The sequence below is a fragment of the Nocardioides sp. NPDC057577 genome, from assembly GCF_042801335.1.
GTDB lineage: Bacteria > Actinomycetota > Actinomycetes > Propionibacteriales > Nocardioidaceae > Nocardioides.
The window spans coordinates 1-10,246 of record NZ_JBHVGB010000204.1 but is presented as its reverse complement, the minus strand read 5'-3'; the positions used below and the strand labels follow the sequence as shown (position 1 = coordinate 10,246).

Annotated in this window: 12 protein-coding genes; 5 read left to right on the top strand and 7 right to left on the bottom strand. The window is 71.3% G+C overall.

Annotated features, from left to right (window positions below):
* Positions 1-109: 109 nt before the first annotated feature.
* Positions 110-703 carry a hypothetical protein gene (locus ACFU7D_RS26260; RefSeq protein WP_378731362.1) on the bottom strand — a complete coding sequence of 198 codons (594 nt, stop codon included), beginning with the start codon at positions 701-703 and terminating at the stop codon, positions 110-112.
* 197 nt (positions 704-900) lie between these two features.
* Here ACFU7D_RS26260 and ACFU7D_RS26255 point away from each other — a divergent pair, with 197 nt between their 5' ends.
* Both ACFU7D_RS26255 and ACFU7D_RS26250 read left to right on the top strand, forming a co-directional pair.
* Positions 901-1,536, top strand: coding sequence for a DUF4126 domain-containing protein (locus tag ACFU7D_RS26255; RefSeq protein ID WP_378872940.1), 636 nt, complete (start codon positions 901-903; stop codon positions 1,534-1,536).
* Positions 1,537-1,541: 5 nt separating this feature from the next.
* On the top strand, positions 1,542-2,864 hold the full coding sequence (locus ACFU7D_RS26250; protein ID WP_378872938.1) for a phytoene desaturase family protein: 1,323 nt from the start codon (positions 1,542-1,544) through the stop codon (positions 2,862-2,864).
* On the opposite strand, the gene metF is transcribed toward ACFU7D_RS26250, so the two are convergent.
* Entirely contained in the window at positions 2,861-3,751 is an 891-nt protein-coding gene (metF, locus tag ACFU7D_RS26245; RefSeq protein ID WP_378872936.1) for a methylenetetrahydrofolate reductase [NAD(P)H], read from the bottom strand. The genes ACFU7D_RS26250 and metF overlap by 4 nt on opposite strands.
* 34 nt (positions 3,752-3,785) lie before the next feature.
* On the opposite strand from metF, the gene ACFU7D_RS26240 reads away from it, so the two are divergent.
* Positions 3,786-4,871: a polyprenyl synthetase family protein gene (locus ACFU7D_RS26240; RefSeq protein ID WP_378872934.1), complete on the top strand. Its 1,086-nt coding sequence runs from the start codon at positions 3,786-3,788 to the stop codon at positions 4,869-4,871.
* A gap of 117 nt (positions 4,872-4,988) precedes the next feature.
* Here ACFU7D_RS26240 and ACFU7D_RS26235 read toward each other — a convergent pair whose 3' ends face one another.
* Positions 4,989-5,666: an anti-sigma factor domain-containing protein gene (locus ACFU7D_RS26235; RefSeq protein WP_378872932.1), complete on the bottom strand. Its 678-nt coding sequence runs from the start codon at positions 5,664-5,666 to the stop codon at positions 4,989-4,991.
* Positions 5,656-6,288: an ECF RNA polymerase sigma factor SigK gene (gene sigK, locus ACFU7D_RS26230; RefSeq protein WP_378872930.1), complete on the bottom strand. Its 633-nt coding sequence runs from the start codon at positions 6,286-6,288 to the stop codon at positions 5,656-5,658. The genes ACFU7D_RS26235 and sigK overlap by 11 nt, the downstream gene beginning before the upstream one ends.
* Positions 6,289-6,391: 103 nt before the next feature.
* Here sigK and ACFU7D_RS26225 point away from each other — a divergent pair, with 103 nt between their 5' ends.
* Complete coding sequence (locus ACFU7D_RS26225) at positions 6,392-7,924, top strand: molybdopterin-dependent oxidoreductase (RefSeq protein WP_378872928.1); 1,533 nt, start codon at positions 6,392-6,394, stop codon at positions 7,922-7,924.
* Here the strand turns inward: ACFU7D_RS26225 and ACFU7D_RS26220 are convergent, their stop codons facing one another.
* From ACFU7D_RS26220 to ACFU7D_RS26210, 3 genes are read right to left on the bottom strand one after another with little or no spacing between them, the layout of a single operon-like run.
* Positions 7,925-8,347 (bottom strand): barstar family protein, encoded by a 423-nt coding sequence (locus ACFU7D_RS26220; RefSeq protein WP_378872926.1) that lies wholly within the window; start codon positions 8,345-8,347, stop codon positions 7,925-7,927. It lies immediately after the preceding gene.
* Between the two features lie 7 nt (positions 8,348-8,354).
* Positions 8,355-8,759 carry a ribonuclease domain-containing protein gene (locus ACFU7D_RS26215; RefSeq protein ID WP_378731343.1) on the bottom strand — a complete coding sequence of 135 codons (405 nt, stop codon included), beginning with the start codon at positions 8,757-8,759 and terminating at the stop codon, positions 8,355-8,357.
* Between the two features lie 34 nt (positions 8,760-8,793).
* On the bottom strand, positions 8,794-9,165 hold the full coding sequence (locus tag ACFU7D_RS26210; RefSeq protein WP_378872924.1) for an Rv2175c family DNA-binding protein: 372 nt from the start codon (positions 9,163-9,165) through the stop codon (positions 8,794-8,796).
* A 113-nt stretch (positions 9,166-9,278) separates the two neighbouring features.
* Here ACFU7D_RS26210 and ACFU7D_RS26205 point away from each other — a divergent pair.
* Positions 9,279-10,246, top strand: a 968-nt coding sequence (locus tag ACFU7D_RS26205; RefSeq protein ID WP_378872923.1) for a protein kinase, incomplete at its 3' end; no start/stop codon positions are given.

The following is a 10,246-nucleotide window of genomic DNA, read 5'->3' as shown; positions in this document are numbered from 1 at the left end:
GAGCCTGGTTGTTCGAACATTTGTTCGAACACGAGATCAAACTACACCCCGCCACCGACAGTCACAAGACGTTTCGGTGGCGGGGCGTGTCGAGCGCTGCCGGGGTCGCTCAGTCCTCGGCTACGGCGCCGCGAATGAGGTGCGGCGGGTGGATGTAGCGGGTGTTGGCCGGCAGCCACATGACCACCAGCAGCCCCGCGGCGATGACGATCGCGATCGTGGTGAGCACGCTGATGATCACCGGCGGGCCGGTCAGGATGCCGCCCACGCTGGCCACCGCGGAGATGAAGACCAGGAACGTGATCACGATGCGGGCCCACTCGAAGCCGTTGCGGAGGAAGACCGTGAGCACGCCGAGCATGATGGCCATCACGCCGAACAGGGTGATCGCGGGGGCGATGAACGCCGGCGCGCTGACCCGGTTGTCGTTCGGCGGGTTGATGAGGGCCTCGAGCCCCTCGGTCTCTAGGATGCGCTTGGCCGAGGCGTTGCCCTCCGCCCACGCACGCACCAGGTCGTCGGAACGCAGCACCATCACCACGACCACCACGGCGCTGAACGCGATCAGACCGACGATCAGCCGAACCGCCCACGTCATCTCCCGCGGCACGGGCTCAGCAGCGAGGGCTGCCACCTCGACGGTGGTCTCCAGGTCCTCGTTCACGACCACACCTTCGTTCTCGTCGGGTGTCGTCATGGTCATCCGGTCTCCTTGCGAGGTGGGGGAACTCTGCGTTGATCAGCCCATTCTGCCGCACGGGGCACAAGGGAGGTAAATACGGATCGCGTGCGCTTGGTCTCGGGCCGACGCGACGCGGTCTCGACCCGCTTCGCGGCTTCGCAAGCTCAGTCGCCGCGGTCGCAGGCTCGGATGTCGGTGTCGTACGCCAAGATGTCCCCATGGAATCTCTAGCGCTGACCTTCTCCAGCGGGTGGGCCAGTGGCATCAACGCCTATCTGGTCGTGCTGGTGCTCGGAGTCGTGCAGCGCACGACGGGGGCCGAGGAGATCCCCGACGTGCTCGGCACCTGGCCGGTGCTGGCGGCAGCTGGGGCGATGTTCGCGATCGAGTTCGTCGCCGACAAGGTGCCCTACGTCGACTCCACCTGGGACTCGATCTCCACGGTGATCCGGCCCACGATCGGCGCGGTGATCGGCGTTCTGCTCGCCGGTGAGGCCGACTCGCTCAGCGCCGCCGTCGGCGGCGTCGTGGGCGGCACGTCGGCGCTGATGTCCCACCTGGTCAAGGCGAGCGAGCGGCTGGCGGTCAACTCCTCCCCCGAGCCGGTCTCCAACTCGGTGGTCAGCCTGGCCGAGGACGGGCTCGTCCTCGGCGTCGTGTGGTTCGCGACCGAGCACCCGTTGGCCGCCGCCGGCATCGCCGCGGTCCTGCTGGCGGCCGGTCTGGTGCTGATGTATCTCCTCCTCCGCGCCGTTCGCGGGGGCTGGCGCAAGCTGACCCGGCGCGGACGACGGGGCGCCCCGCCGCCGGAGGGGCCATCGGACGGCACTACCAGGCCCTACCCCGTCCGGTGAACGAGGTGACGAGCGTCGTCGTCCTCGGGGGCGGGTACGCCGGGATGGCCAGCGCCGCCAGGCTGGCCAAGCTCGGCCACTCGGTCACCCTGCTCGAGGCCTCCGGTCAGCTCGGCGGCGCTCTGGTGCCGGTGCGTGAGGAGGGGTTCACCTGGGACGCCTCGGCGACCTCGACGCTGCTGCCCGCGGTGATGCGCGACCTGTTCCGCAAGTCCGGGCGGCCCGCGGAGCGTGAGCTCGAGCTGGTGCCAATGGACGTCATCCGCGAGCACCGGTTCTCCGACAAGACCTCGGTCTCGGTGCCCGGCGCCACCCGTGGCGCCCAGCTGGCCGCCTTCGACGAGCTGGGCCCGGGCATGGGCCGGCAGTGGACCGACTACGTCGCCAGGTTCAGCGAGGACTGGGAGGTGTTGCGCCAGCATTACTTCGAGGTCCCGTGGGAGCCCTCGGCGCTGCCGTCGGCCGTCGCGGAGCGGTTCCGGTCGCGCGAGACCCTCCACAAGCGGCTGCGCAAGACGTTCAAGGACGAGCGGCTCCGGCTGGTCGCGGCGCACCCGTTCGTCGCGGCGGGGCAGGAGCTGCGTGACGTACCTGCCTGGGCGGGGCTCACCGCCTATCTCGAGCAGCGCTTCGGCGCCTGGCGGGTCGAGGGCGGGATGGGTGTCGTCGCGGAGGCGCTCGCCGCCCGGATGGCCACCCGCCGGGTCTCGGTGCAGACCGCGACCCGCGTGGAGGACATCGTCGTACGCGACGGGCGGGCGGTCGCGGTCACCACCACCTCCGGCGAGATCGATCTCGGTGCCGACGGCGCGGTCGTGGTCGCCTTCGACCCGCGCTCGCTGCCGGCCCTGCGGCCGCTGGTGGACCGCACGCTGCCGGCGATCCCGCCGATGACGTTCCACCTCGGGCTCTCCTCGCTGCCCGAGCATCTGGTCGATCTTCCCGACGAGCTGGTGCTCCACGGCGAGCCCACCCTGGTCGTGCGCACCCGCGGGCTCGCCCCCGAGGGACAGCACGCCTGGACGATCCACTCCTACGGCAAGTTGATGGAGGACGTCCTGCTGGCGCTGGCGCGCCACAAGATCGATCTGCGCGAGCACGTCGTGCACCGTGTCGACCTGGGCGCCGCCGAGCTCGTACGCCGCTGGCGCGGGTCACCGCTGGGCGTGAAGTGGGCGGGCCGCGGGACGGTGTTCCAGCGCCTCGGGCCGCGCACCCCTCTCCCCAACGTCTACGCCGCCGGGGCTCACGCCACCCCCGGCTCCGGGCTGCCGTACGCCGGCCTCTCCTCAGCGCTGGTCGCGCAGTCGATCGGGCCCGCTCGTTAGACCGTCACGTTGAGCTTGGCGAAGATCTCCAGCGTCGCCTTGGAGCGGTTGAGCGTGTAGAAGTGCAGCCCGGGCGCGCCGCCGTCGAGGAGCTCCTGGCACAGCTCGGCGGCCACGGCGATGCCTTCGGCACGGATGTCGGCCGGCTCGGGGCCAGCGGCACCGAGGCGCTCGACGATCTCCTCGGGGACCTCGGCGCCGATCAGCTCGCTCTGGCGGCGGATGGCGGCGAGGTTCAGGATCGGCATGATCCCCGGCAGGATCGGGATGTCGACGCCGCGGGCGCGGACGCGGTCGACGAGGCCGAAGTAGTCCGCCGCGCGGAAGAACATCTGGGTGACCGCGAACTCGGCGCCGGCCCTCGCCTTGGCGACCAGCACGTCGGCGTCGGCCTCGAGCGACGCCGCGCCCGGGTGACCCTCCGGGAAGGCGGCGACGCCGATGCGGAAGTCGCCGCGCTCGCGGGCCAGCTTCACCACGTCGATCGCGTAGTCGAGGCCGCCCTGGGTCGGGGTCCACTCGGCGCGAGGCCCCTCGGCGGGGTCGCCGCGCAGCGCCATCACGTGCGCGACTCCCTTCGCTGCGTAGGAGTCCAGGATCCCGGCGACCTCGTCACGGGTGTGACCGACGCAGGTCAGGTGTGCGACGGGCAGCAGCTCGGTCTCCGCGGCGATCCGGCCGGTGATGGCGACCGTCTTGTCACGAGTCGAGCCGCCGGCACCGTAGGTGACGCTCACGAAGGTCGGGCGGTAGGGCTCGAGTGCGCGCACCGCGTTCCACAGCTGCTCCTCGCCGGCCTCGTCCTTCGGCGGGAAGAACTCGAAGGAGAACGAGCGCTCGCCTTGGTTGATCAGCTCCGCGAGGGAGCGTCCACGTCCAGTCACCATCGGGCCATCGTAGTGAGTGCCCTAGGCTCGGAGAGTGAATGAAACGTGGGACGCCGATGAATTCCGCCGTCGCGTCCAGGGGGCGCTGGACACCTTTCTCGAGACCCAGTCCGAGCGGCTGGTTCCGCTCGGCGACGAGGTCGAGCCGCTGCTGCGGCGGGCTCGCGAGTCGATGTCCGGCGGCAAGCGGCTGCGGGCGGCGTTCTGCTACTGGGGCTTCCACGCAGTCCACCCCTCACCCTCGCAGGGTGAGGAGGAGTCGCTCGTACGGGCGGCCGCCGCGCTCGAGCTGCTCCAGGCCTCGGCGCTCGTTCACGACGACGTGATCGACGACTCCGACACCCGGCGCGGAGCGCCGTCCGCGCACCGCGCGTTCGAGGCCGACCACGCCGCCGCGGGCTGGCCCGGCCGGTCCCGTGCCTACGGGGACGCCGCGGCCGTGCTGCTCGGAGACCTGCTGCTGACCTGGTCCGACGAGCTGCTGCGTACCGCTGGGTTCGGGAGCTCCGAGACCTCCGCCGCCCTCTCGGTGTTCGACCACACCCGCAGCGAGGTGATCGCCGGGCAGTTCCTCGACATCACCGTCCAGGCGCGCGGCGCGGCGGACGTGGAGGCGGCGATGAAGGTGGTGCGCTACAAGGCGGCGAAGTACTCCGTCGAGCGCCCCCTCCACGTCGGCGCCGCTCTGGCCGGAGCCTCCCGGGAGCAGATCGAGGCGCTGTCGGCCTACGGCCTCCCCGTCGGCGAGGCCTTCCAGCTCCGCGACGACCTGCTCGGCGTCTTCGGCGACCCCTCGGTCACCGGCAAGCCCGCCGGCGACGACCTCGTCGAGGGCAAGCGCACCGTCCTGGTGGCCCTCGCCCTGGCCGGGTCGACCCCCGACGACGCCGACCTGTTGGACCAGGCCCTCGGCCAAGAGCTCAACGCGGACCAGGTCGCGGCGCTACGTGCGCTCATCGCCGCCTCCGGTGCCGAGCAGCAGGTCGAGAAGACCATCACCGAGCTCGCCGGCCAGGGTCTCACCGCCCTCGACGACGCCAAGGCTTCAGGCGTCCTCGACGCGAACGCCGCTGAGGTCCTCCGCGCCCTCGCCACCGCCGCCACCCAACGCGCCGTCTGAGCCGAAGCGTCACCCCGGTCGGCCGAAGCGTCACTCCTGTCGGCCCGAGACGTCACGTGATGCCGTCTCGTCCGACCTACCTGACGCCTCGGCCGTCCTAGCTGACGCCTCGGCGTGTCAAAGACGCTCGGCGGGCATCTGGAAGAGGACCTTCTCCGAGGGTTTGTCAGAGCCACCCTCGGGTTCCATGGTGACCATCAGGTCGCCGTCCTCGACCGGGACGGCGACGGACATCTCCTCGTCGAGGACGCCGGCGGACTCCATGCCGGCGTCGGTGTGCCACCAGACCTGGTAGGTCATCCCGTCAGGACGCGAGAGGTCGGCGGTGTCGACGGCGACCATGTGCATCTCGTGGGACATCGCGACCATCAGCTCGCCGTCGGAGGTCTCCTCCTTGTGCATCCGCGCGTCGGGGGCCGACATCACCTCGGCGGCGGTCATCGCGGGCGGGTCATCGCCTCCTACGACCACACCGACCGTCACGCCGACACCGATGACCAGGGCCGCGACCGCGGCGACCAGGCCCGCGAACCGACGACGACGTGAGCGGTCCCCGGCGACGACGGGCGGGAGCTGCGGCGTCTCCGAGGCCGTACGCACCACCCGGGCGCGCAGCGATGCCGGAGGGGTCTCGGCGACCTGCCCGGCGAGCGAGGCGGTCGCCGACCGCAGCGAGTCGACCTCCTCCCTGCAGTCGGGACAGGCAGCCAGGTGTGCCTCGACCTCTGCTCGCTCACCGGGCTCCAGCGCGTGCAGGAGGTAGGCCCCGACCAGGCCGTGCACGTCAGGCGCCATGACCAGCCTCCCCACCCTTTGCCTCGGGCTCCGCTTCGGCCAGACAGTCCCTGAGCCGGATCAGCCCGTCGCGCATCCGCGACTTGACCGTCGGCAGCGGCCGGCCGAGCAGTTCGGCGACCTCGGGATAGGTGAAGCCCTGGTAGTAGGCCAGCCGCACCGCCTGGGACTGCAGGGGCGTGAGGGAGTCCAGGCAGCGGCGTACGCCTTCGTGCTCCGACGCCGTGACGACGGCTTCCTCCGGGCCGGCGACGTCCACCGGCTCCCGCCGGGCGACGTGCTCCTCCCGAGCCCGCGAGGCCTGTGTGGAGCGCACGGTGTCGACCGCTCGACGGTGCGCGATCGTCAGCACCCAGGTCCGGACGGAGCCACGCGAGGGGTCGAAGCGGGCCGCCTGGCGCCACATCTCGGTGAACACCTCCTGGGTCACCTCCTCCGCGCGCGAGGGGTCGCGCACGACCCGCCGGGCGACGCCGAAGACGAGTGGAGCCAGGTCGTCGTAGAGCCGGCCGAAGGCATCGAGGTCGCCACCGGCGACCGCGGCGAGCGCCGCCGCCGGGTCCAGGTCGTCATCGGGGTCCGGTGACGACTCCTCGCCCACGACCCGCAGCGCTCTCCGCATGCGCACCCCTTTTCCGACGGATGACAGATCTCGTCACAGGTTCGCAGCCGAAGAGTGGGAGGATTGGTCCCATCCGACCAACGATCGGCCACGAACCCACAGCATGACATCCCGCAATCACCCCGGACGTCTTCCGTACGGCCCCCTCGCGGGCATCGCCGCCGGTGTACTCGGCCTCGGCGTCGCCGAGCTCATCGCCGCCCTCGCCGGCGGCGCCTCGCCCCTGCTCGCGCTCGGCGACCGGGTCATCGACCTCACCCCGCGCTGGCTCAAGGAGGCGGCGGTCGCCACCTTCGGCACCGCCGACAAGCCGATCCTGCTCGCCTGCGTCGGGCTGGTCACGCTGGTCCTGCTCGGGGTCGCCGGCGCCCTGGCCGTACGCCGCCCCGCCCTTGGCGTGGGCATGCTGCTGCTCCTCGGGGCCATCGACATCGCCGCCCTCCTGGCCGACCGGGCCGACAACGGGACGACTGGGATCGTCGCGCTGGTGATCGGCCTCGCGGTCGGCATCACCGCACTGATCCTCCTCATCCGGCCGCTGCGCGACACCGACGGCCCGCCCACCGAGGCAGAGGCACCCGACGGCTTCGACCGTCGCAGGTTCCTGGTCGCCGCGGCAGCCGTGACCGCGGTGGGTGCGGCCGGCGGCGTCGGCGCCAAGGTAATCACCGGACGCCGGCTCCCGGCGACGAACGTGGCCATCCCGGCGGCCGTCTCCCCCGCCGCGCCCCTCCCGGCGGGCGCGGAGCTCCGGATCGACGGGCTGACGCCCCACCTGACCCCCGTCGACGACTTCTACCGCATCGACATCGCCCTGCTCACCCCACGCGTCGACGTCACCGACTACCGTCTCAAGATCCACGGCCTGGTCGACACTCCGGTCGAGCTCACCTACGAGGACCTGCTCGCGATGCCGCTCTACGAGCGCCGCGTGACGATCTGCTGCGTCTCCAACGAGGTCGGCGGCGACCTGATCGGCAACGCGACCTGGACCGGCGTACGCATCCGCGACGTCCTCAAGCGCGCCGGCCTCTCCCCCGATGCCGACGCGGTGAAGTCCACCGGCGCCGACGGCATCACCATCGGCACCCCCCTCGAGGCGCTCACCGACGGCCGCGACGCCCTGCTCGCGATCGCCCAGGACGGCAAGCCGCTGACCCCGGACCACGGCTTCCCGGTACGCATGGTCGTCCCCGGCCTCTACGGCTACGTCTCGGCGACCAAGTGGCTCACCGACCTCGAGGTCACCCGCTTCGACGACTTCCGCGCCTACTGGACCGACCGCGGCTGGTCCGCCGAGGGCCCGATCAAGACCGAGTCCCGCATCGACCTCCCGGGCGAGGACACCATGCCCGGCGAGGTGACCGTCGCCGGCGTCGCCTGGGCGCAGCACCGCGGCGTGAGCAAGGTCGAGGTACGCATCGACGACGGCCCCTGGCAGCCCGCCACGCTCGCCGCCGAGGACAGCATCGACACCTGGCGCCAGTGGACCTACCGCTGGGACGCGACCGAGGGCGAGCACCGGATCCAGGCGAGGGCGTACGACCGCACCGGCACTCCGCAGACCGCCGACGAGGCGCCGCCCGCTCCCGACGGAGCCTCGGGCTACCCCACCCGGACGGTCAACGTCGGGTGATCAGCCCAGGTCGGTCAACTCGGTGTCCGGACCGTCCCCGCGCAGCAGCACGGTGAACGCCGGCCGGTCCTCGGAGATCTCGGCCGACCGGTCCTGGAGCACCCGGACGATCTTGTCGAAGCCGGCACGATCCGCGTACGCAGCGCACCCCCAGGTCTCCCACAGCAGCACCGTGGGCGCGGCGAGGTCGCGCAACGAGTCCCAGAGCGCGTCGAGGTTGCGGCCGAAGTGGGCCGGGAACCCCAGCGCGGCGCCGATGGCTCCGAGCACCTCGTCCTTGGTCTCGGCCACGTCGGCGATCTGCGCCAGCGCCCAGCCCGCGCCGGTCACCGACTCGGTGAGATCGGCCGCCGCCAGCTCGGTGTGCCAGCGATACACGCCGGGATCGACCTTCCCGGCCAGGAGCCCTGCCAGTCCACTCATCTGCCCATCACCCCCGGTCGATCCGTGAGAACGACTCGTAGTGGTCCTCGGTGAAGTAGAACTCCCCACCCTCGCCTGTGACGATACGCCGCGCGCCCCGGTCATCGGAGCCAGGCGTCGGCACCGTGTATTCGGCGTAGTAGCCCGACGCCTCCTCCGGCAGGATCCCCTCGCGGTTGCCGAAGGTGCTGCCGTCCTTGCCCGGGTAGGGGAACGGGCCCCCGGCGTCGATCAGCTCGAGCGTCTCCACGCCCTCCGGCGGCAGGTCGGACTCCGCGATCCAGGCGAGCCCGCTCTCGGGGTCGGTGCCGGCCTTCCCGCCCTCACCCGAGCCGGCTGCGCCTCCGCATCCGGCGACCAGCGCCATCAGGACGGCGAGCAGCAGACCGACCAGGGCAGACTTCGACCTCACGAGGTTCCTCCGAGACGTACGGAACGGGCAGCCCTCAGAGTGCCATGGCCTGGGCCCGGCGCTTGACCTCCGACCCGCGGTTCTCCCGAAGCGCGTCGATCGGGCGGCCGGGAAGGTCGTCGTCGAGGAAGAGCCAGGCGATGATCTCGCGGTCGTCGTAGCGTCCGTCGTGGAGCACGTGCAGCAGCCCGCCCAGACCCTTGACCGGCAGACCGTCCTGGATGAACAGGGCCGGGATGTGCTGGCCCTTCACCCCCGGAGGCACCGCCGCGGCGAGCTCGTGCTCGCGGATCATGGTGCGCACCTTCCCCACGGTCACTCCGAGCTGCGACGCGGCCGTGGCCCAGTCGATCCACTCTTCAACCAGGACACCCAGATCCTGCTCCGCCAGCCGCATCTCACTCATAACAATCACATTACCGGCCCGGGTAGCCGGTCCGGAAAGTCGTGAGGGGGACCCGCTGGTCCGTACCATTGCCCGGTCCGGAATACTTCTCCAACCGGAGACAGGAGGATCGCGTGGCTAGTGAGGCGGACCCCCGTGACGACGTCATCGGGCGCCACGGCGGAAGCTCGGCTACCGCATCCGACCCCCTTCTGGGCAAGGTCTTGGCGATGCGCTACCGGATCGTCGAGAAGGTCGCCAAGGGCGGGATGGCGACGGTCTACGTCGCCCACGACATGCGGCTGGACCGCATCGTCGCAGTCAAGGTCATGCACCAGGACCTCGACGAGGAGGGCAACTTCGCCGAGCGGTTCGTACGCGAGGGCAGGTCGGCCGCGAAGCTCTCCCACCCCAACGTGGTCGCCGTCTACGACCAGGACGAGGACGAGGGCATCGCCTTCCTCGCGATGGAGTACATCGAGGGCCACACCCTGCGCGACACCATCGCCTCGCAGGCACCGCTGGGCGCGGCGAAGGCGCTGGCCTACATCGAGCCGATCCTGAGCGCGATGACCGCGGCCCACGCGATCGGGATCGTGCACCGCGACATCAAGCCCGAGAACGTGCTCATCACCACCGGTGCCGCCTCGATCTCGCAGCGGGTCAAGGTCGCCGACTTCGGCCTGGCCCGGGTGATGAACAACAACTCCAACGACGCCACCACCGGCAACCTGGTCGGCACCGTCTCCTATCTCGCGCCCGAGCTGGTCACCGAGTCCAGGTCCGGGCCGCGCACCGATGTCTACGCCGCCGGCGTCGTGCTCTACGAGCTGCTCACCGGCCGCAAGCCGCACAGCGGCCCCTCGCCCGTCGAGGTCGCCTACAAGCACGTCCACGAGGACGTCCCGCCGCCCTCCAAGGCCGCCCCCGGCATCCCGCGCTACGTCGACGCCCTAGTCGCCCGCGCGACCGCTCGTGACCCCGAGCTGCGCCCGGCCGACGCCGGCGTGCTGCTGCGCATGGTCAACCGCGTCATGGCCACCCTGTCCGCGGGCATCTTCGACGACCCCGACCTCACCGCCGACCTGGCGCTCCCCAGGGC